This window comes from Peteryoungia desertarenae (assembly GCF_005860795.2).
Lineage (GTDB): Bacteria > Pseudomonadota > Alphaproteobacteria > Rhizobiales > Rhizobiaceae > Allorhizobium > Allorhizobium desertarenae.
Genome location: NZ_CP058350.1, coordinates 2,632,296 through 2,650,915 on the forward strand (window position 1 = coordinate 2,632,296; position 18,620 = coordinate 2,650,915).

Genomic DNA, 18,620 nt, shown 5'->3' on the forward strand with positions numbered 1-18,620 from the left:
CTGATGGATCATAATCATTTCTTTCCGCCCCATGAGGGGGTGACGCTCGCGTCACTTGCCGAACAGATTGGGGCGGAACTCCTCGACAAAACACAAGGCGAACGGATCATCAGATCCGTGTCCCCTGTTGCCCGCGCAAAAGAGGGCGATATTTGTTACATCCTGTCGCGCCGTAACAAGGATGAATTGGTCAGTTGTAACGCTTCGGCCATCGTGTGCGACAAAGCACTGTCCGGCCTTGTTCCGTCGCATATTCCGATCCTGCTATGCAAAGCGCCGAACACAGCCTTTGCGCTTGCCGGAGCGATACTTCATCCTCAGGCCTTGCGCCCTGCGTCACTCGGTTTTGACGGACCAGAAATTTCTCCGCAGGCCAGCATTCACCCGTCAGCCAAACTCGAAGCGGGCGTTCGTGTAGAGGCGTCAGCCGTTATCGGGGCCGATGCGGAGATTGGCTCCGGCACGTTGATTGGAGCCGGTGCCTTTATCGGGGCTGGCGTGAAGATCGGGCGCGACTGCACGATTGCCGGGGGCGCAAGCGTTCAGGTTGCGCTCATCGGCAACAACGTGATCATCCATAATGGGGCTCGGATCGGTCAGGATGGCTTTGGCTATGCGCCTGGTCCGCGCGGCATGATCAAGATCGTTCAGGTTGGTCGGGTGATCATCCAGGATCATGTGGAGATCGGTGCGAATACCACGATCGATCGCGGGACCATGGATGACACGGTGATCGGTGAGGGCACCAAGATCGATAATCTGGTTCAGATTGGCCATAATGTGCGAATTGGTCGCCATTGCGGGATCGTAAGCCAGGTCGGCATTGCTGGCAGTACCCGCATTGGCGATGGGGTCATGATCGGGGGAGCCGCTGGCGTGAATGGCCACATCACCATTCACGATGGTGCCCAGATCGCGGCCATGAGCGGCGTCCTGTCGGATGTTCCACCCGGCGAAAGATATGGTGGAGTGCCGGCCCGCCCATTGAAAGACTATTTGCGCGAAGTGGCGGAAACACTCAGCCGCTACGATGCCCGCGCCAAGGAAAAGGGAGCCCGCAATGACTGAAGCCGCAAAAAGCGAGCTGGGTTCGGCTGATATTCTCGAAATCATGAAGCTGTTGCCGCATCGCTATCCGTTCTTGCTGGTGGACCGGATCATTGAGATCGACGGCGACAACTCGGCGATCGGCATCAAGAATGTGACGGCAAACGAGCCGCACTTTACCGGCCATTTCCCTGATTCTCCCATTATGCCCGGTGTCTTGTTGATCGAAGGCATGGCCCAGACCGCAGGCGCCATCTGCGCGCGTCATCAAGGTGAAGGTGGAAACCTCGTCTACTTCATGACAATCGACAACGCCCGCTTCCGCAAGCCGGTCGTCCCAGGCGATCGCGTGGAGTTTCACGTTACGAAGCAAAAACAGCGCGGTAATATCTGGAAATTCCATTGTGATGCCAAAGTTGATGGGCAATTGGCAGCAGAAGCTGATATTGGCGCGATGATCATGCGCAAGGAATCCAAATGACCCGTATTGCAGCCAGCGCCGTCATTCATCCGATGGCGGTCGTCGAAGATGGTGCAACCATCGGCGACAACGTCCGGATTGGGCCCTTCTGCCATATTGGACCGGAAGTCGTCCTAGGCGACGGCTGCGAGCTGATTTCCAATGCGGTCGTGACTGGCAAGACCGTCATCGGTCGCAACGCCAGGATTTTTCCTTGCGCCGTCATTGGCGGTGAATCGCAGAGCATTCACAAGGAAGGCTCGGATAACACGCTGACCATCGGTGACAACTGCACAATGCGTGAAGGTGTGACGATGAATGCCGGCACCAAGGGTGGCGGTGGCAAGACGGTTGTTGGCAACAACAATCTGTTCCTGGCCAACTCCCATGTCGCACATGACTGCATTCTGGCTGATAACATCATCATGTCGAACAACGTGATGCTGGCTGGTCACGTCATCGTCGAAGATCGCGTTATCCTGGGCGGTGGCTCCGCCGTACACCAGTTTACCCGCATCGGGCGCCAGGCATTCATCGGTGGCCTTTCGGCGGTGAGCTATGATGTCATTCCCTATGGCATGTTGAACGGGAATCCCGGGGTTCTGGCAGGTCTGAACGTTGTCGGGATGACCCGTGCCGGCATCGACCGACCGGTCATTCACAAGGTTCGTCGTGCGTTCAAGGATATCTTTGAAGCAGAAGGTTCAGCGCGTGCCAATGCTGCCGCCATTCGAGAGCAGTATCTCGATTGCGCGCAGGTGATCGAGATCCTCGATTTCATTGCGGCCGATAGTGACCGCGCCCTGTCATCGCCGCATCGCGGCAAGAGTTGATAGCATGGCGGCGGCAGGCAATCAGGGCCGGCTGGCGATTATCGCAGGTAGTGGAAAACTGCCGTTGTTTCTGGCCCAGGCGTCCCGTGCTGCGGGTGAGGATCCTTTTGTGATCCGCCTGAAAAATGAAGCCGACCCGATTTGGGAAGGCTTTGACAATGCTGTGATTGGTGTTGGCGATATGTCGGGCCTGTCTGGGTTGTTTGCGTCTCACGATATTGGCCGCGTTGTTATGTCGGGCGCAGTCAAGAAACGTCCGTCGTTCCGCGAGATATCTCCGACCTGGAAATCCCTGTCCAAAGTTCCTGCCGTTTTGCGGACCCTTATGGCTGGCGGGGATGACGCAGTCTTGAAGATGGTCATCGAGCTCATAGAGGCACAAGGCTGCCAGGTCATAGGCGCCCATGAGATCCTGCCGGATCTGCTCGCCGAAGTTGGCGCGTTTGGAGACATCCTGCCCACGTCGGACGACCTTCGGGATATCGAGCGTGGAGCCGAGGCGGCAGAAGCACTCGGGCGCCTTGATGTGGGGCAGGGAGCCATCAGTGTTGGCGGCAGGATTGTGGCTCTCGAAGGCGTCGAAGGTACGGATGCCATGCTGAAACGCGTTGCGGAATTGAGGGCGGAGGGACGGATTTCCCAAAGGCGCAAGGGCGTCCTCGTCAAGCTCTGCAAGCCGCAGCAGGACATGAGAGCCGATCTTCCCTCTATCGGTGTCTCGACCGTAAAGAATGCTAGAGCCGCAGGTCTTGCAGGCATTGCAGTGGAAGCGGGCAGGGCACTTGTCATCGAGCGCGAGGTCATGGTGGCAGCCGCCAATGAGGCAGGCCTTTTTGTCATGGGCATTGATCGTGGTTTGAAGGATAAACATGCATGAATGCACGTCCCTTGAAAATCGCAGTCATCGCAGGTGAGGTATCCGGTGATCTCCTGGGCGCAGATCTCGTCGCAGCGCTTAAGCGCGCCCATGAAGGGACCATCGAACTCGTCGGAGTCGGTGGGGAAGCTTTGGAGTCGCAGGGTCTGACGTCCCTCTTCGACTTTTCAGAATTGTCGATCATGGGCTTTACCCAGGTGCTGGCAAAGCTTCCTCGGCTGATCGGACTGATATCAAAGGCTGCCGACGCGATCGTCAAGGCGAATCCCGATATGTTGCTGATCGTCGACAGCCCTGATTTCACCCATCGCGTTGCCAAGAAGGTTCGCAGCAAAATGCCGAACCTGCCGATTGTGAACTATGTCTGTCCAAGCGTCTGGGCGTGGAAGGAGTATCGTGCGACGGCCATGCTCTCCTATGTGGATGCCGTGCTAGCAGTTTTGCCGTTCGAACCGGCGGTGATGGAACGCCTGGGGGGACCGAAGACCCACTATGTCGGACACCGGCTGACGAGCCACCCAGACATTCGACGGATTCGGATGGCCAGAACAAATCGGCCAGCGTCCACAGATGAGGACGAGCGAACCATCCTTCTTCTTCCCGGCTCGAGAGCCAGTGAGATCAACGCCCTGTTGCCCGTCTTTGGCGATGTGATGAAGGAGTTCATTGAGCGCAATGGCAAGACGCGTTTTCTCCTGCCAACCGTACCCCGACAGGAAGCGCGCGTGCGCGAAATCGTAGCGGGATGGGATCTGCGACCGGAGGTCTTGGTTGGAGATGCCGCAAAGTGGCAGGCATTTGAAGATGCTGATGCAGCAATCGCGGCCTCCGGCACCGTGATCCTTGAGCTGGCTCTCGCGCATGTTCCGGTGGTGTCCACCTACAAGGGCGATTGGTTGATCCGTCTTGTCAGCCATAGGATCAAGATATGGACGGGCGCTCTTCCCAATCTGATTGGCGATTACGCGATTGTCCCGGAATATCTGAACGATGTCGTGCGACCGGGAAGCCTCGTCCGCTGGGCGGAGCGCCTGTCGACAGACACGCTGCAGCGAAAGGCTATGCTTGAAGGCTTTGACCTCGTCTGGCAGCGTCTCGACAAAGAACTGTCGGCTGGCGAGAGTGGCAGTCTGGTCGTCATGGATTTGCTGCGCGAACGCGGGCTCATCTCCTGAGGGTCTGATCCGTCCCGGCATATGCGCTCAGATGGGCGCGGACAGCCGTCGGTTCAGCTCCATGCCACCATGGGATCAGCCAGATTGCGCCACGAGGACGGAGTGAAGCGTTCAGCGCTAAGAAGACAAGAGTCGAGTTCAGCTGCCAGGCTCTCTTGATCCATGGGGTCGCAACCTATGAAGACAATCTCCTGACGACGGTCGCCCCATACCGGATCCAGATAGGGTGACATAGCCCTGGCAAAGCCTGGATCGGTCGGCCACTTGTCTTGCGGCACCGACGCCCACCAAATTCCAAGCTTTGATGTTCGGACCAAGGCGCCTGCCTGCGAAATCTCTCCTACGTGGTGCGGTCTTGTCGCGAGCCAGAAAAAGCCCTTGGCACGAACCACACCCGGCCAGGGACGGTTGATGAAGGCGTGGAACAGCGCTGGGTCAAACGGTGCTCGAGCGCGGTAGACGAACGATCGGATGCCATATTCCTCTGTTTCCGGAACGTGATCCTTGAACCCGTGCAATTCCTTGAACCAAAGCGGGTGAGTTTCGGCTTCGCGCAGGTCAAACAGCCCAGTGCCAAGAATGTCACTCGGTGCAACTTGACCAAAGTCGGTCTCAATGATGCGTGCATCAGCATTGAGGCTGGCGATGATGGTGCGGGCTGCCTGTCGCTGGGCCTCCGTTGCGATCCCGACCTTGTTCAGAATCACGACATTCGCAAACTCGATCTGCTCCACGAGCAAATCGACCAGCGTGCGATTGTCGCCGTCGCCGGCGGTCTCTCCGCGATCCGAGAGAAAGTCGCTGGAGGAGTAATCCTGCAGCAGATGTGCCGCATCGACCACCGTGACAAGCGTATCGAGTTCGGACACGTCGGAAAGACTGGCTCCATTCTCGTCGCGAAAATCAAATGTCGTGGCAATAGGTAGCGGTTCTGCGATCCCAGTCGCCTCGATCAGCAGGTAATCGAAACGATCCTGTTCAGCGAGCTGCCTTACCTCTGTCAAAAGATCATCGCGCATGGTGCAACAGATGCAGCCATTGCTGATCTCGACGAGTTGTTCATCGGTTCTTGAAAGGGCGGCGCCACCATCACGAACAAGAGCCGCGTCGATGTTGACGTCGCTCATATCATTGACAATGACCGCGACCTTCAGGCCGGCTCGATTGTTGAGGACATGGTTCAGAACAGTCGTTTTGCCCGCTCCGAGGAAGCCGGACAGAACGGTTACGGGAAGCTTTCGCATATTGGTGCCTTAATGTAATAACATAACATACGCATTGCCTAAAAAGGCGGGTGAGTCACCCGCCTTCAAGACTTCATTGGGTCAGGCATTCAACCATCGAATTGGCGAGGTTTTTCATGAGTTTCCCGTAAAGGGCAGGTCCCGGCTCCAGCGCGCCGCCTTCCGGATCAAGCGTCCCATGCTTTGCGGACGTGCCCTCGGTGACGACGTTGATCAGCTTGGGCTCGAATTGCGGTTCGGCGAAAACGCAGGCGGCGTTCAAGGATGAAATCTTGTCCTGGATTTCGGAAAGCCGCTCGGCTCCCGGCATCGTTTCCGGGCTTACCGTGATCGATCCTACCACCCGGACATTGTAATGTCGTTCGAAGTATTGATAGGCATCATGGAACACGATGAACGGTTTGTCGGCAACAGGCTTCAAGCTGGCCGCAATCTCGGCATCAACGGCGTCGATTTCTGCCATCAACGCTTTGGTGTTGGCTTCATAGGTCGCCTTGTTGGCCGGGTCGACTTCTATCAGTGTCTTTTCGATCTGGCTCGCCATGGCTTTGGCATTCGTGGGGTCAAGCCACATATGCATGTCAGTGCCGCCATGGGCATGATCATGATCATGATGATGTCCAGCTTCCTTGCTCTCCGCCTTTTCATGCTCGTGATGGGCGTGGTCCTTATGATCATGAGCATGATCACCATGTGCGTGAGCCGCTTCTTTTGCGTTATCATCATGGTCATGGCCTTCACCGTCATGATGGTCGTGCCCGGCATGGTCCTCGTCGCCGTGGTCATGAGCCTCGAATGGGCCGCCTTCACGGAAAGGAAGCTCGGTCAGGCCTGGAGCGTCTTCCAGTTCGACAACCACAGCATTCTTGGGCAAGGCTTCCAGCGGTTTCTCAAGGAAGGCTTCCAGACCGTGACCGACCCAGAAGACGGCATCAGCATTTTCAAGTACGCGTGCGTCGGAAGGTTTCAAGGTGTATGTGTGCGGCGAAGCGGCACCTTGAACAATCAGGCTTGGCTCGGCAACGCCCTTCATGATGGAAGCGACCAGCGAGTGGATAGGCTTGATCGATACAACAACATTCGGCTCGGCCCAGGCGGCGGTCGGCAGGGCAATCAGTGCGGCGGCGGAAGCGGCGAGGCCAAGTTTGCGAGTGATCATGACAGCTCCATGGTTGGCATATGTAATATCATTACATCATTTGCGTTACGCTATAACGTGTGGCATAGGTCAAGGCAACTAAAAAGGTTTTGAATGTCCAAGCTTTCACGAGATCTGATCACGCCTCTGGTTCGCCTTGAAGGAGCCGGCGTCAAACGCGGTGGCAGATGGCTGGTGCGCGGGGTCGACTTCTCGGTATCAAAAGGCGAGATCGTCACTCTGATCGGACCCAACGGCTCAGGGAAATCCACAAGTGCCAAGATGGCGATCGGAGTATTGCAGCCCGACGAGGGCCGCGTGCGCCGGGAGGCAAGCTTTCGTGTCGGTTATGTCCCGCAGAAGCTTGCGGTCGATTGGACCATGCCATTGACCGTAAGGCGGTTGATGACGTTGACGACATCGCTCACACGCCAGGAAATAGTGTTGTCTCTGGACGCTGTCGGCATTGGTCATCTGATCGATGCGGAAGTCCAGAATCTATCCGGAGGCGAGTTTCAGCGTGCGCTCTTGGCTCGCGCGATCGCCCGCAAGCCCGACCTCCTGGTTCTGGATGAACCCGTGCAAGGTGTCGATTTCTCCGGTGAGATCGCACTCTACGAACTGATCACGTCAATACGAGATAAAACAGGCTGCGGCATCCTGATGATTTCTCATGATCTGCATGTGGTCATGGCGGCGACAGACACCGTGATATGCCTGAATGGGCATGTCTGCTGTCGAGGCACGCCGGCGGCTGTAAGCCAAAGCCCGGAATACATGCGGCTTTTCGGTGCCAAGGCAGGCCAGACACTCGCCATCTATAACCATCAGCACGATCATACGCACTTGCCGGACGGGCGTGTCCAGCATGCCGATGGCTCGATCACCGATCATTGCCACCCCGGCGATGGCCATCACCACGATCACCATGATGGACATCACCGTCCAAATCTGTCCGAGACACGGCGCGGGGAGGGCGTAGGTCATGCTTGACGACTTCTTCGTCCGCGCCTTGTTGGCGGGAATTGGACTGGCCTTGACGACCGGTCCGCTCGGTTGCTTTGTCATCTGGCGCCGAATGGCCTATTTCGGCGACACGATGGCCCATTCAGCCTTGCTCGGTGTTGCCTTGTCGCTTTTCTTTTCGGTCAACCTCATGCTGAGTGTTTTCGTTGTGGCGGCCGTTGTGTCGTTGCTGCTGATCGTCCTGCAGAAACGTCAGGGACTGTCGGCAGATGCACTGCTCGGTATCCTCAGCCATGCCACGCTCGCGATAGGGCTTGTGATGGTCGCCTTCATGACCTGGGTACGATTTGACCTGATTGCATTCCTGTTCGGCGATATACTCGCCGTCACCCCGATGGACATTGCAGTGGTCTGGTGTGGTGGCGCAATCGTGTTGGCAACGATCGCCTATCTCTGGCGTCCGCTTCTCGCTGCAACGGTCAATTCGGAATTGGCCGAGGCGGAAGGCATGAGACCGGAAACAGCCAAGCTTGTCTTCATGCTTCTGATGGCGATCGTCATTGCAATTGCCATGAAGATCGTGGGTATCCTTTTGATCACATCACTGTTGATCATTCCTGCTGCCGCTGCCCGTCGCTTTTCGTCGACACCGGAACTGATGGCAGTCATTGCCTCTGGTCTAGGTGCTGTGGCCGTCGTGATTGGCTTGTTCGGATCACTAAACTATGACACCCCATCTGGACCGTCGATCGTGGTGGCGGCATTGCTGCTGTTTCTCGTCAGCCTGTTGCCACGCCCCGGTCGCAATTCTGAAGATGTGAAAGGAGGATGACCATGGCGAACCCGCAGCTCACCAAGAACCAGTCTTTGGTTTTTGACGCCTTGACATCGTCGTCATCGCCCCTGTCTGCCTATGGGCTCCTGGACAAGTTGCGCGACCACGGATTTCGAGCGCCGCTCCAGGTCTACAGAGCGCTCGACAAACTGGTCGAATTCGGGATGGTGCATCGGCTGGAGAGCCTGAATGCCTTTGTCGCATGCGCCCATCCCCATGATGGCTGCACAAGCCACGGCACGGTAGCCTTCATGATCTGCGGCAAGTGCGGCAATGTTGCAGAGTTCCACGACCACGCCATGGACGATCGACTGAGGGTTATTGCAAGACAAAAAGGCTTCAAGGCGGAGAAAACGACGATCGAAATTCGTGGCCTGTGCGCCGGTTGTGCCTAGGTCGGCTCAGATCTCGACGAGGTCACGCTTGAAGCGCTTCCAATTCTCGACATAGCTTCCGGCTGAAAGCCTTAGACGGGCAATCGCATTTTCATCGAGTGTACGAACAACTCGGGCGGGAGAGCCGACAATCAGAGAGTTATCCGGGAATGCTTTGCCTTCAGTGAGAAGTGCATTTGCCCCAACGAGGCAGTTATTGCCGATCTTGACGCCATTCAGGACCGTGGCCCCCATTCCGATGAGGCTATTGTCGCCAATCTGGCAGCCGTGGATAATGGCATGATGGCCGATCGTACAGCCAGCACCGATCGTAACGGGAAAGCCGATATCCGTGTGAACCGTGACGCCTTCCTGAATGTTCGTTGAATCGCCGATGACGATGGGGTCGTTGTCACCGCGGAGCACCGCGCCGAACCAGATCCCAACATCGGAACCAATGGTCACGCTTCCGATAACATGCGCATTGGGCGCCACCCAGAAACGGTCCGCGTCAGCCAAGACCGGTTTCCGATTGCCAAGAGCATAAATGGGCATTGACGCGCTTCTTTCGTTCAACGAATACGCAGGATAACCGGGTGCCGTCCGGCATGGGAGCCGATGTGGAGATGGATGTTCGCTTCAGGCTGCGAATAACGCCAGGCTCTCGCGCCATGGCAGAGCAGCAAGCCAATCAGGTCCTTTGTTTTTGAACGCTTACGGTTGAGCGCCAGGTCGGACAACCGGAAAGCTGCCTCATGAAGAGGGTGCAGAGCATAAGCCGGCTCCAGTCCTTGATTGTCCTGGTCAGTTCCAGGACCACTCCATATCTCTCTCGATGCCATTTCACTACCTCGTACGCAGAACAAAACCGAGGAATTTCAAGCCTCACTGGGTCGCGGATGCAGCCCAGCAGCCAATTCCCTTTTTCTTCAATGCATTACATGCATTGACCGCAGACCTTTGGTCGTCGAAACCACCGAACCTCGCCCGGTAGACGGTCGCGGAGCCGGTATCGAAGGCGACGGTGAATGGCGTCGCCGATCTCAATATGTTGCCACCTCTTTCTTGCGCCTTCGTCAGAAGACCCATCGCAGTCTCGCGTTCGGGCGACGTGCCGACCTGCACAATCCAGCCGCTCTGAGGGATGGACGCGGTTGTGGTGGTGTCGATGGACGCCGTCTGCGCTGTTGCCGCCGCGACCGACGGACTTGGCGCGGCTTCGGCGAGCGATGCGCCCTGATCCGGGATGAAGGCTGGAGCAGGTTGAGGCACCGGAGCAGCCGGCACTGGCGCGGTCATGGCGCCGAGAGCGGTGCTGCCTGCACCTGTTTGGCTGTTCGGGCTTACAAAGGCCGAAGCTGTCGTTGCACCGCTGTAACGGGCGGTCGGCAAAGGTCCACGCTGAGGCAGCACTACGGGCAATGCGGCAACTGTTGCTGGTGCCACTGCAGTATTCTTCTTTGCAATCAGGGCGCCGTTTCCACGTGTCGAGGCGCGAGGCAGATAGCGCTGGACGAGCGACGTCATCTGGGCGTTGCGACGTGCGCTGGTCGTGCCGCCCATGACGACGGCCACGATCGAGCGTCCGTTTGCCTGAGCCGAAGTGGCTAGATTGAACCCCGATGCCCGTGTGTAGCCTGTCTTGATCCCGTCGACCCCGCGCACGGCACCGAGAAGCCGGTTATGGTTGCCGATCGTGCTATTGCCGAACCTGAAGCTGCGGGTGGAGAAGTACTTGTAATACTGCGGATAATGTTGACGAAGCGCGAGGCTGAGGATTGCCTGATCGCGGGCTGTCGTCGTTTGCGCCGAGTTTGGCAGACCGTGCGCATTGCGATAGGTCGTCCGGCTCATGCCGAGGCTTCGCGCTTTTGCTGTCATCATTTCTGCAAAGCGACGCTCTGAACCGCCGAGATGTTCGGCGACCGCTGTCGCGATGTCGTTGGCCGAGCGGGTGACAAGGGCAAGGATCGCCTGTTCCACAGTGACTGAGCGCCCTGCACCGACGCCAAGCTTTGAAGGCGGTTCGGCCGCAGCGTTTTTCGACACCGGCACCCGGGAACTGAGTGAAATCCGACCGGACTCCAGCGCCTCAAACACCATGTAGAGCGTCATCATCTTCGTCAGCGACGCGGGATAGCGAAGGCTGTCACCGTTCTCGTTATAGAGCACCTTCCCGGTGTTCGCATCGATGACGATACCGGCATATTTCGGATTGGCATTTGCGGGTGCCAGGCCGATGCCGACTGCCAGAAACGCAGCAACGACAACCAAGAATGACCTGCGCAAACCAGTGATGAGAGAGAAGGTTCCGTTTGACGTCAACACCACAAAACTCATGAAAGCTGGATTTTCGGACCGGGCGCTCCCCCACCGCGACCTTTCCATCAGAATAAGACGGCAGCCTTACCAAGAGGTTTATGATGAATCTTTTCTTGATGAGTTTGGTTGGACTCTAGCGATCGGACGCACCGGATAGGGGCGAGGTCCGCTCTTCTACATATCCGCGAACGGCGTGTTCGATGGCAGCCCATTGACCAATGAGGTGGTTCGGGAAGCGGTAGAGAACAGTCAGGTCGTCCCCGACGTGAATGTCACGCTGGCAATCCCCGGCATCGGCAGTTGCCGCGGCTGAATCCTGGCAGCGGATTGCATAGAGTGAGCCGTCGGGAAGTTGGCCGCTCAGGAGAAGCTCGCCATCGAAACCGTGGCCGGCCTCAAATCGCTGGATCGCGAGACCAGCAGGCCCTGCCGCCCGTTCTGGCTTCAGGATATTGGCATAGATAGGCTCCATGCGACCGGACATGTCGCGTGACATGGTGCTTTGGGAGATCTGAAGAAACAACAATGATTGCTGCCTGCTGAGATCATCGAAGCGACGGCGGTCGTCGCGACTGTAGCCACGCATTTCAGGCCACAGAAGATAAAGATCGACACGCTCTGCCCGCCCGTCACGTCGCTGCGATTCGAAGCGCACGGTGTTTTCGACCAGCGAGAGAGAATCCCGGCCAATGGTAACCGAGAGGACTCTGTCGCTCTCGCTATGACCGGCAAGTGAGAGGGCTTCGCCATATTCGCGCCCAACGATGCTGATGCCGACGGAGAATAATGCAAGGGTGGCGATGATACTGGTCAGCCAGAACAAGAAACGGTTGGAGATGATTGGCTCCTGGGCTGGTTCGCGCTCGTTCATCGATCCACTATATGCTGGTTCCGCCATGAAAACCCTCGCTAAGGCAGTTACTTTGCCGGCGAATCTGCCCATTTCATATGTGAGCATTCGAAGAATATGGTTAATCACCCCTAAACATTGCAGGCGACCAGAGTCGCCATGACAAAAAAAGAGAGCCGATCCTGGTTGGACAGGATCGGCTCATTTGGCGCCGGTCGGGGGACGGGGATGCGGGGGACGGACCGGGGCCAGAAGAGTGTTGGATGTCGAGCTTGTACTCCTCAGTTGGACGAAACGCTCGCAACGGCAACCGCGCGACCGTCGCGCAGCTTGACCCAGCGTGACGGTTGATCGCTCGCCTGCCGCTTCAGATAGGTATATTCGGTGTCTGACCACAGCAGTACTCTGTCCCGCATGTTGTCCAGGATGAAGTCACCGTGATCGGTTCGGACTGTAAGGACGGCATGTCCCTCCCCATTCGGCTGTAATACAACAGTCAGAAGAAGGTCAGACGGCGAAAAGCCCCGGTCGATAAGCATTTTCCGCTTTAGAAGGGCGTAGTCTTCGCAGTCGCCGACTGAGCGCGGATAGGCCCAGCGCTCTTCAACCCCAAAGATTTCCAGATCTGTTAGTGGGGTAATCGAGCTGTTAACGGTGTAGTTTACCTCAAGCATGGCCTTCCAAAGTGGTTCGGTCAGAGCGATAGGGCCGAGGTCGGTATAGCTGCCGGTGCACTCATTCACGTAGGTGCGGCAGAATTCGTAATGACCAATGGGCGGATTCGCCTTGCCAACAACTGTCATATGGGCCGGTGATGCGGCCGTCGAAGTGCCAAATGCGCTGATGCAGGCGAGAGTGAGGATTCCAAAGCTGAGATTTTTCTTTTTTGTCATTGGTTATCTCCCTTGTATGGAGAGAACAATGACACAGAGAATTTGATTGCTCGCGAAGAAGCGAAGTACCTTTTAAGTAAAATAGGCCAAGTATTTCAATAAAACCAGAATAATATTGTCTTCAATATTGAGTAGAATTTGGATCTAATTAGGCAGAGATTCGATTCAATTTTTATCCGTCGCACCTGTCACTCGACGGTTGGTGTCGCCAGATCAACTGCTAAGTTGCTGCTCTCGTTGGGTTTTTCTCAGGATCTGGAGCGAGGGTGCTTGGTCACGGTCGCTGGATGAAGAGGTTTGTGCGCGACCCGGTAGATGCCAACGCCGCCAATCTTGCGCAGCTTCTGGCGCTCACGGCTGGAATTTGACGAGCCGGGTCCGCGTCAACAAGAAAAAATGTTTAATAGTGATTTTTTCGGACGGGGGATGATTGCGCGCGCCGAAGCAAAAAAAGGGGCGCCAGCGGCGCCCCTTTTGTGGTCGTCTAGTTCCAGGACCTAGAGAAATTCGGTCAGTGTATCGCGTGATTGCAATGACAGAAACTCAATCGCCACACCCTCAAGGAAGTGTCGGACAACGCGACCGCGCATATTGCCAAGAAGCACGGCAGACCCGATCGGCGGACGAATATCGATATCGATCGCGGCCCCGGAGAGAGAGAGGTCCATCAGTCTGCAAGGATAACGTTTTCCGTCTTCCAGTGTCAGTTCGGTGCGAGTCTGGCGCGGGGTCAGTCGATCATGGCGGCGATCTTCGGGAAGTCCCAGTTCATGCTTGTTGGCAATCCAGGTGAGCTGGGCGGCCAATTTCTCGCGCTTGCGGACGGTCGCATTTATGGAAATGACAAAGCCGTCTTCGGTCAGCTTCACGACTGTACCTTCGATACGCCCGAGGTGATCGATATACGCAATCACGCGTTCGGAGACACGGGGAACGCCGGCACAAGCAAAACGGACATCACCCGGTGACATGTCGATCACCTTGCAGACAAACTCCTCGTAATTCGCGAGCATCAGGCGCCCCTGCAGTGTCACGGCTACGCGTTGGAACGCCCGTTGATGGCCGGGAGAAGCAATTGCTGCGGTTTGACTGGCCTGAGGACTGAACATCTTGGCTTATCTGTCTAGGTGGCTTTGCAAAGATATTTAGATGCAAGCTATTAACATAACGTTTTAACGTGTGCTGGCGATTTCGCCCATTGGTTGAAGCGGTTTGTGCGTTAAGGTTAAAAGTTGGTTGAGGTTGCTCCGCCGGCTGCCTTGTGCGATGGCTGTTTTCAGCATTTCACGAAGATCTTCTTCGGCACCAACTGCGGTTACAGGTTGAGAAGCCCGATGCCCGAAGCGGCCACTCCTTGAGAGTGGCCTTTTTTTTGTGCCTTCGCTGCGCTAACCACGGGGACCACAACAGAGGGCTTGAAATGATGGAAGACGAGAAAGCCGGAGAACGGGAGGCTCCCCTGGGCCACTTGGACCAAGGACATGGTCCGGATGAGCCCCCAGTCTTCAATATTCCAAAGGGCATCGTCTATTCCCTTATCCTGCTCGCGGGCATCTATACGATGCAGAACATGGTGCTGGGGCATGATCTGTCTGATTGGCTGACCTTCGAACTCGCTTTCTCACCTATTCGCTATCTCGTTCCGTTTTCCCAGCAATCGCTGGCGTGGCTCTGGACTCCGGTCACCTACTCGCTTCTTCATGGCAGTCTGGAACATCTTGCCTTCAACAGTCTGTGGCTTGCCGCCTTCGGAACCCCCGTTTACCGCCGGATCGGTCCAATCCAATTCATAGCGCTCTGGATCGTCTCAGCCGCCGCGGGTGCCGGCCTTCACGCCTATGTGAATTGGGGTGAACCAACCCTGATGGTCGGAGCGTCTGGCGTGGTGTCCGCCTTCATGGGAGGCGCGTGCCGATTTGCATTTGTCGACAAGGATCGGCGCTTTCTCCGCCACACGCATCACGAATTTGCTCTGCTTGGTATCGGAGAGGCCTTGTCTCAGCGCAATGTCAGGGTTTTTGTTCTAGTATGGTTTGCAATCAATATTGCTATTGCCTTCGGCATGCCGCTCTTTGGCAGTCAGGCGGCCATTGCATGGGATGCGCATATCGGCGGTTTTCTTCTCGGATTTCTGGGATTTTCCTCTTTGATCGGAGAGCGATTGGCAACTGAAAGGGGGCAGCGACCGGCTTGCTTTCGTTCAGGTTTGCAGGCACCATTTTAGCGCATCCTCACTCGGGAAGGTGAGGGATTGCGCGCAATGAGTGCGAGGAGGAACACATGTCTGCATCCGCCAGAAGCATACTTGATCAAAAAGGACGGTCCGTTGTTACCGTCGGCCCGCAAATGACCCTGGGCGAGGCTGCTCGCGTTCTTGATGAAAACAAGATCGGTGCGGTCGTTGTTGTTGGGATGGAAAGTCGAATTGTCGGCATTTTCACGGAACGTGACGTCGTTCGGGCGATCGGGCAGGACGGGCAAGCGGCATTTGATAATCCCATTTCGCAATATATGACCGCCAATGTTTACCGTTGCCGGGAAGAAACCAGTCTGAACGAATTGATGGAAGTCATGTCCACTCGACGTTTCCGACACGCTCCTGTGGAGCATGAGGGAAGGCTATCGGGAATCATTTCCATTGGTGACGTGGTCAAGGCACGTATCCGCGAAATCGAGGCCGAGGCCGAGCACATCAAGGCTTACATAGCCGGATAACCCGTACTCGGTTGCGGTTCGCTACGTTTTATTCAGCGATTGATCGCGTCCTGCATGCGACGTACTTCCGCGACACGTCCCTTCGCTTCCTCATATCCGCGCTGGATTGATTCTCCGGCGCGGTGGAACTCGGACAGTCCGATATCGTTAACGCGGGGGTGCAGTGCCAGATCCGGAGGGTCGCCCGCCAGACGCGCACGCGAGATTCGGTCCTGAATAATGTTGAAGGCCTGAACCATCACCGAGGTCACGCCGACACGACCGCGATCCTTGCTGTCATCCGGAAGAGTCTCGGTTCCGTCGCCTGCTTTATGCTTGACGACCGCTGAGCGTCCAAAGAGGTCGTAGTTGAGGTTCACGGCCATGACCAATGGCTGCTCATAGGCGCGGCACACCGAAACCGGCACTGGATTGACCAATGCCCCGTCGATCAATGTCCTGCCATTGCTGATGACAGGCTCGAAAATACCGGGCAGGGCGTAGGACGCACGCAAGCCGGTGATCAGATGACCCTGGTCGATCCAGACTTCGTGCCCACTGTTCAGTTCCGACGCGACAGCAACGAAAGGCTTGGGCAAGTCCTCGATCATGATGCCTTGAATGTGCTCCTGCATCCGCTTGGTCAGACGCATACCGCCAAACAGCCCACCACCACCAATGGTGAAATCGAGCAGCGATGCGATCCGCCGCATGGTCAGAGACCGGGCAAAGGCTTCGAGTTCGTCGAGCTTGCCAGCAAGATAGCATCCTCCCACCAACGCGCCGATCGATGTACCGGCGATCATTCCGACTTCTATCCCTTCTTCATCGAGAGCACGGAGGACGCCGATATGTGCCCAGCCTCGTGCAGCGCCACCGCCGAGAGCAAGGGCGATCCTAGGGCGAGGTTTCGAGGGAATGATAGGAGGGGAGGTGGGCATAGCATTGCCCGGTGCCACGCCGGTGTCATTGGCGCGAACTGCAGTTGGGGATCTCGTATTCCAGTTCAGCATCAACATTACCCCTTTCGCTGAACACCATAGTTCAACATTAGGACACCGGATGCTTTCAAATTGGTTTAGGCGAAGGCGGGAGATGAAAAAGTCACCATTTGGGATCACTTTTTGCCGTATATATCAGCAGGATCGAAATGACGGTGGTCGTCCGCAACTTCCAGACCGGCCTTGCCATCCACGATGGACGCACGTCGATAAAAGCAGGAACGTCGACCGGTGTGACAGGTTGCGTCATGACCGGCCACCTCGACCTTTAGCCAGATCGCATCCTGGTCACAGTCGACACGTATTTCCTTGACCGATTGCAGATTGCCGGAACTTTCACCCTTTTTCCAGATCTTGGAGCGCGAACGGCTGTAATAATGGCCAATACCAGTCTCAAGCGTGAGCGAAAGCGCTTCCGCATTCATATGGGCGATCATCAGCAATTCGCCGTCCCGCGCGTCGGTCACGACGGCGGTGACAAGGCCCTGATCATCAAACTTTGGTGTCAGTGCCATTCCCTCTTCGAGTTCGAGCTTGTCTCGAGAAGGCGGCTGAAATTCGAGCGTCATGGCAGGTTCTTTTCTCAGCGACCGCGAACCATCGCCATGAAGCGGGCCTGTTCTGCGGCATTGTCCTTAAATGCGCCCGTAAACGTTGTGGTGAGCGTTGTTGAGCCGGTCTTTTGAATGCCACGCATGGCCATGCACATATGCTCGGCCTCGAGGAAAACCGCAACGCCACGTGGCGCAAGCGTGTCATCAATGGCATTTGCGATCTGTGCAGTCATGTTCTCTTGTGTCTGCAGACGCCGTGCGAAAACATCGACGATCCGGGCGATCTTGGATAGACCGAGAACGCGACCGGAGGGAAGATAGGCAACATGCGCTTTGCCGATGACGGGCAGCATGTGATGTTCGCAATGTGAGAAAAACGAAATGTCCCGCACGATCACGATGTCATTGTAGCCGCCGACTTCCTCGAAGGTACGGCCAAGCACTTCGTCCACATCGGCCCCATAACCGGAAAAAAGCTCGGCATAGGCCTTTGCCACGCGCGCCGGCGTGTCGAGCAGGCCTTCCCGATCCGGATCGTCACCTGCCCAGCGCAGAAGCAGGCGCACAGCCTCCTCGGCTTCCTCCCGTGTCGGGCGGAGTGGCTCTACATTCAGCTTTTTGACGATGGCGTCCATGGCATTGGTCTCCCGGTCCTCATTCTTGTGGACCGTTCTTTGGTGCGCTGCCAAACTGTAAATGCGTAATGCGGACCATATTGCAAGTCCGAATTCGCAAAATTTCTATGAAAGCGGGTGCGACGGCGGAACCCGTTCCATTGGATAGGAAGCTGCCCTATCTTATATGGTAAGTCGCCTTGGAGCAAAACAGACCCCAAATCTTGGCTGATGGGGGAAGTTCGAAACCAGGACGACCCCCTCATCCTGACGCTTGAGCCATTAGTGCGGTGACCATGGACGACATCTACAACACCAAGATACTGGAATTCGCCGGCAATATTGGTCGGATAGGCAAATTGTCGGAAGCGGACGCCTCGTGTGAGAAACACTCCAAGCTTTGTGGCTCGAAGGTCAGGGTATTTCTTAAGGTTCAAGGCGGCGTCGTCAGCGATTTCTCGCATCAGGTGAAAGCCTGCGCGCTAGGCCAGGCGTCCTCCGCCATTATGGCCCGCAATGTCGTTGGTGCAACCGCAGTAGAGATCAGAAAGGCCAGAGAGGACATGCTCGCCATGTTGAAGTCGGGCGGCGAGGGACCCGTCGATCGATTCGAGGAGATGCGCTTCCTCAAGCCGGTCCGTGACTACAAGGCGCGTCACGCATCAACAATGCTGACATTTGACGCTGTCATCGATTGTCTCGACCAGATTGAGAACACTGACAAAAGCGCGCAGGCGAGCTGA

22 protein-coding genes are annotated in these 18,620 nt (G+C 56.5%); 11 read left to right on the forward strand and 11 right to left on the reverse strand.

Annotated features, from left to right (window positions below; genetic code table 11):
- The first annotated feature begins 3 nt into the window (after positions 1-3).
- From lpxD to lpxB, 5 genes are read left to right on the forward strand one after another with little or no spacing between them, the layout of a single operon-like run.
- The gene (gene lpxD / locus FE840_RS12860; protein ID WP_138288739.1) at positions 4-1,068 is read left to right on the forward strand and encodes a UDP-3-O-(3-hydroxymyristoyl)glucosamine N-acyltransferase; all 1,065 of its coding nucleotides are present in this window, start codon (positions 4-6) and stop codon (positions 1,066-1,068) included.
- Entirely contained in the window at positions 1,061-1,528 is a 468-nt protein-coding gene (gene fabZ, locus FE840_RS12865; RefSeq protein WP_138288738.1) for a 3-hydroxyacyl-ACP dehydratase FabZ, read from the forward strand. The genes lpxD and fabZ overlap by 8 nt, the downstream gene beginning before the upstream one ends.
- Positions 1,525-2,340 (forward strand): acyl-ACP--UDP-N-acetylglucosamine O-acyltransferase, encoded by an 816-nt coding sequence (gene lpxA, locus FE840_RS12870; protein WP_138288737.1) that lies wholly within the window; start codon positions 1,525-1,527, stop codon positions 2,338-2,340. Before fabZ ends, lpxA begins: the two co-directional genes overlap by 4 nt.
- A gap of 4 nt (positions 2,341-2,344) precedes the next feature.
- Complete coding sequence (locus FE840_RS12875) at positions 2,345-3,217, forward strand: LpxI family protein (protein ID WP_138288736.1); 873 nt, start codon at positions 2,345-2,347, stop codon at positions 3,215-3,217.
- The gene (gene lpxB, locus FE840_RS12880) at positions 3,214-4,392 is read left to right on the forward strand and encodes a lipid-A-disaccharide synthase (protein WP_138288735.1); all 1,179 of its coding nucleotides are present in this window, start codon (positions 3,214-3,216) and stop codon (positions 4,390-4,392) included. Before FE840_RS12875 ends, lpxB begins: the two co-directional genes overlap by 4 nt.
- Before the next feature lie 53 nt (positions 4,393-4,445).
- Here lpxB and FE840_RS12885 read toward each other — a convergent pair whose 3' ends face one another.
- Together FE840_RS12885 and FE840_RS12890 are read right to left on the reverse strand one after the other, a co-directional pair.
- Positions 4,446-5,636 carry a GTP-binding protein gene (locus FE840_RS12885; protein ID WP_138288734.1) on the reverse strand — a complete coding sequence of 397 codons (1,191 nt, stop codon included), beginning with the start codon at positions 5,634-5,636 and terminating at the stop codon, positions 4,446-4,448.
- A gap of 73 nt (positions 5,637-5,709) precedes the next feature.
- Positions 5,710-6,795, reverse strand: a complete 1,086-nt coding sequence (locus FE840_RS12890; protein WP_138288733.1) for a zinc ABC transporter substrate-binding protein — start codon at positions 6,793-6,795, stop codon at positions 5,710-5,712.
- A gap of 93 nt (positions 6,796-6,888) precedes the next feature.
- Between FE840_RS12890 and FE840_RS12895 the strand changes: the two genes are divergently transcribed.
- Genes FE840_RS12895 through FE840_RS12905 form a run of 3 tightly spaced genes read left to right on the forward strand, consistent with a single transcriptional unit; the run spans position 6,889 to position 8,970 of the window.
- Complete coding sequence (locus tag FE840_RS12895) at positions 6,889-7,767, forward strand: ATP-binding cassette domain-containing protein (protein ID WP_138288732.1); 879 nt, start codon at positions 6,889-6,891, stop codon at positions 7,765-7,767.
- A complete protein-coding gene (locus FE840_RS12900; RefSeq protein WP_138288731.1) occupies positions 7,760-8,572 on the forward strand; it encodes a metal ABC transporter permease in 813 nt (270 codons plus the stop codon). The genes FE840_RS12895 and FE840_RS12900 overlap by 8 nt, the downstream gene beginning before the upstream one ends.
- A 2-nt stretch (positions 8,573-8,574) precedes the next feature.
- A complete protein-coding gene (locus FE840_RS12905; RefSeq protein ID WP_138288730.1) occupies positions 8,575-8,970 on the forward strand; it encodes a Fur family transcriptional regulator in 396 nt (131 codons plus the stop codon).
- 6 nt (positions 8,971-8,976) lie between these two features.
- Here the strand turns inward: FE840_RS12905 and FE840_RS12910 are convergent, their stop codons facing one another.
- From FE840_RS12910 to FE840_RS12930, 6 genes are all read right to left on the reverse strand, one after another.
- The gene (locus FE840_RS12910; RefSeq protein WP_138288729.1) at positions 8,977-9,504 is read right to left on the reverse strand and encodes a gamma carbonic anhydrase family protein; all 528 of its coding nucleotides are present in this window, start codon (positions 9,502-9,504) and stop codon (positions 8,977-8,979) included.
- Between the two features lie 17 nt (positions 9,505-9,521).
- Positions 9,522-9,791, reverse strand: a complete 270-nt coding sequence (locus FE840_RS20875; RefSeq protein WP_138288728.1) for a hypothetical protein — start codon at positions 9,789-9,791, stop codon at positions 9,522-9,524.
- Between the two features lie 43 nt (positions 9,792-9,834).
- Complete coding sequence (locus FE840_RS12915) at positions 9,835-11,289, reverse strand: D-alanyl-D-alanine carboxypeptidase (protein ID WP_138288727.1); 1,455 nt, start codon at positions 11,287-11,289, stop codon at positions 9,835-9,837.
- A gap of 115 nt (positions 11,290-11,404) precedes the next feature.
- Entirely contained in the window at positions 11,405-12,169 is a 765-nt protein-coding gene (locus tag FE840_RS12920) for a hypothetical protein (protein ID WP_138288726.1), read from the reverse strand.
- Positions 12,170-12,402: 233 nt separating this feature from the next.
- Positions 12,403-13,014: a transglutaminase-like cysteine peptidase gene (locus tag FE840_RS12925; RefSeq protein WP_138288725.1), complete on the reverse strand. Its 612-nt coding sequence runs from the start codon at positions 13,012-13,014 to the stop codon at positions 12,403-12,405.
- Between the two features lie 497 nt (positions 13,015-13,511).
- Positions 13,512-14,123 carry a PilZ domain-containing protein gene (locus tag FE840_RS12930; RefSeq protein ID WP_138288724.1) on the reverse strand — a complete coding sequence of 204 codons (612 nt, stop codon included), beginning with the start codon at positions 14,121-14,123 and terminating at the stop codon, positions 13,512-13,514.
- 311 nt (positions 14,124-14,434) lie between these two features.
- On the opposite strand from FE840_RS12930, the gene FE840_RS12935 reads away from it, so the two are divergent.
- Together FE840_RS12935 and FE840_RS12940 are read left to right on the forward strand one after the other, a co-directional pair.
- Positions 14,435-15,238 (forward strand): rhomboid family intramembrane serine protease, encoded by an 804-nt coding sequence (locus FE840_RS12935; RefSeq protein ID WP_246318769.1) that lies wholly within the window; start codon positions 14,435-14,437, stop codon positions 15,236-15,238.
- Between the two features lie 56 nt (positions 15,239-15,294).
- The gene (locus tag FE840_RS12940) at positions 15,295-15,729 is read left to right on the forward strand and encodes a CBS domain-containing protein (protein ID WP_138288722.1); all 435 of its coding nucleotides are present in this window, start codon (positions 15,295-15,297) and stop codon (positions 15,727-15,729) included.
- Between the two features lie 32 nt (positions 15,730-15,761).
- On the opposite strand, the gene FE840_RS12945 is transcribed toward FE840_RS12940, so the two are convergent.
- The 3 genes from FE840_RS12945 to folE all read right to left on the reverse strand — a co-directional run bounded on the left by FE840_RS12945 (position 15,762) and on the right by folE (position 17,898).
- Positions 15,762-16,721, reverse strand: a complete 960-nt coding sequence (locus FE840_RS12945; RefSeq protein WP_138288721.1) for a patatin-like phospholipase family protein — start codon at positions 16,719-16,721, stop codon at positions 15,762-15,764.
- A gap of 104 nt (positions 16,722-16,825) precedes the next feature.
- A complete protein-coding gene (hisI, locus tag FE840_RS12950; RefSeq protein WP_138288720.1) occupies positions 16,826-17,278 on the reverse strand; it encodes a phosphoribosyl-AMP cyclohydrolase in 453 nt (150 codons plus the stop codon).
- A 14-nt stretch (positions 17,279-17,292) separates the two neighbouring features.
- A complete protein-coding gene (gene folE, locus FE840_RS12955) occupies positions 17,293-17,898 on the reverse strand; it encodes a GTP cyclohydrolase I FolE (RefSeq protein ID WP_138288719.1) in 606 nt (201 codons plus the stop codon).
- A 275-nt stretch (positions 17,899-18,173) separates the two neighbouring features.
- Here folE and FE840_RS12960 point away from each other — a divergent pair, with 275 nt between their 5' ends.
- Positions 18,174-18,620 (forward strand): iron-sulfur cluster assembly scaffold protein, encoded by a 447-nt coding sequence (locus tag FE840_RS12960; protein ID WP_138288718.1) that lies wholly within the window; start codon positions 18,174-18,176, stop codon positions 18,618-18,620.

Excerpts from the sequence above, each read along its gene's own strand:
- lpxA (WP_138288737.1), top strand. The coding sequence starts at position 1,525 with ATGACCCGTATTGCAGCCAGCGCCGTCATTCATCCGATGGCGGTCGTC.
- hisI (WP_138288720.1), bottom strand. The coding sequence starts at position 17,278 with ATGACGCTCGAATTTCAGCCGCCTTCTCGAGACAAGCTCGAACTCGAA.
- FE840_RS12890 (WP_138288733.1), bottom strand. The coding sequence starts at position 6,795 with ATGATCACTCGCAAACTTGGCCTCGCCGCTTCCGCCGCCGCACTGATT.
- FE840_RS12885 (WP_138288734.1), bottom strand. The coding sequence starts at position 5,636 with ATGCGAAAGCTTCCCGTAACCGTTCTGTCCGGCTTCCTCGGAGCGGGC.
- FE840_RS12900 (WP_138288731.1), top strand. The coding sequence starts at position 7,760 with ATGCTTGACGACTTCTTCGTCCGCGCCTTGTTGGCGGGAATTGGACTG.
- FE840_RS12915 (WP_138288727.1), bottom strand. The coding sequence starts at position 11,289 with ATGAGTTTTGTGGTGTTGACGTCAAACGGAACCTTCTCTCTCATCACT.
- FE840_RS12920 (WP_138288726.1), bottom strand. The coding sequence starts at position 12,169 with ATGGCGGAACCAGCATATAGTGGATCGATGAACGAGCGCGAACCAGCC.
- folE (WP_138288719.1), bottom strand. The coding sequence starts at position 17,898 with ATGGACGCCATCGTCAAAAAGCTGAATGTAGAGCCACTCCGCCCGACA.
- FE840_RS12905 (WP_138288730.1), top strand. The coding sequence starts at position 8,575 with ATGGCGAACCCGCAGCTCACCAAGAACCAGTCTTTGGTTTTTGACGCC.
- FE840_RS12960 (WP_138288718.1), top strand. The coding sequence starts at position 18,174 with ATGGACGACATCTACAACACCAAGATACTGGAATTCGCCGGCAATATT.
- FE840_RS12930 (WP_138288724.1), bottom strand. The coding sequence starts at position 14,123 with ATGTTCAGTCCTCAGGCCAGTCAAACCGCAGCAATTGCTTCTCCCGGC.
- FE840_RS12940 (WP_138288722.1), top strand. The coding sequence starts at position 15,295 with ATGTCTGCATCCGCCAGAAGCATACTTGATCAAAAAGGACGGTCCGTT.
- fabZ (WP_138288738.1), top strand. The coding sequence starts at position 1,061 with ATGACTGAAGCCGCAAAAAGCGAGCTGGGTTCGGCTGATATTCTCGAA.
- FE840_RS12925 (WP_138288725.1), bottom strand. The coding sequence starts at position 13,014 with ATGACAAAAAAGAAAAATCTCAGCTTTGGAATCCTCACTCTCGCCTGC.
- FE840_RS12875 (WP_138288736.1), top strand. The coding sequence starts at position 2,345 with ATGGCGGCGGCAGGCAATCAGGGCCGGCTGGCGATTATCGCAGGTAGT.
- FE840_RS12910 (WP_138288729.1), bottom strand. The coding sequence starts at position 9,504 with ATGCCCATTTATGCTCTTGGCAATCGGAAACCGGTCTTGGCTGACGCG.
- lpxB (WP_138288735.1), top strand. The coding sequence starts at position 3,214 with ATGAATGCACGTCCCTTGAAAATCGCAGTCATCGCAGGTGAGGTATCC.
- FE840_RS12945 (WP_138288721.1), bottom strand. The coding sequence starts at position 16,721 with ATGCTGAACTGGAATACGAGATCCCCAACTGCAGTTCGCGCCAATGAC.
- FE840_RS12895 (WP_138288732.1), top strand. The coding sequence starts at position 6,889 with ATGTCCAAGCTTTCACGAGATCTGATCACGCCTCTGGTTCGCCTTGAA.
- FE840_RS20875 (WP_138288728.1), bottom strand. The coding sequence starts at position 9,791 with ATGGCATCGAGAGAGATATGGAGTGGTCCTGGAACTGACCAGGACAAT.
- FE840_RS12935 (WP_246318769.1), top strand. The coding sequence starts at position 14,435 with ATGATGGAAGACGAGAAAGCCGGAGAACGGGAGGCTCCCCTGGGCCAC.
- lpxD (WP_138288739.1), top strand. The coding sequence starts at position 4 with ATGGATCATAATCATTTCTTTCCGCCCCATGAGGGGGTGACGCTCGCG.